This window comes from Dietzia massiliensis (genome assembly GCF_018390595.1).
Taxonomy (GTDB): Bacteria; Actinomycetota; Actinomycetes; order Mycobacteriales; family Mycobacteriaceae; genus Dietzia; species Dietzia massiliensis.
In genome coordinates this window covers 1-352 of sequence record NZ_JAHBAV010000322.1, presented here as the reverse complement: position 1 = coordinate 352, position 352 = coordinate 1, and the positions used below count along the sequence as shown (strand labels likewise).

The window sequence follows — 352 nt, the reverse complement described above, 5'->3', positions numbered from 1 at the left end:
CCATTTCTACGACCAGATCGTCCGCAAACTCGAGGCTGACACGAAACACGTCCAGCACGTCCAGGACTTCTGGGGGGATCCGCTGACGGCCGCCGGTTCGCAAAGCTCCGACGGCAAGGCCGCCTATGTGCAGGCGTATCTTGCTGGTAACCAGGGCGAGAGCCTGGCCAGCGAGTCTGTCGCGGCGGTCCGCAAGATCGTGGACAGCGTGCCTGCGCCGTCGGGGGTCAAGGCCTATGTGACCGGCGCTGGGGCGTTGATCGCCGATCAGCACTCGGCCGGACAAAAGAGCCTCCAGAAGGTCACGATCATCACCTTCGTGGTGATCATCGTGATGTTGCTGTGGGTATAC

General features: G+C 62.2%; 1 protein-coding gene. It reads left to right on the top strand.

The window, feature by feature from the left end; translation table 11 throughout:
- Positions 1–352: MMPL family transporter (locus KHA85_RS17405; RefSeq protein ID WP_213186742.1), on the top strand; the 352-nt coding region annotated here is incomplete at both ends.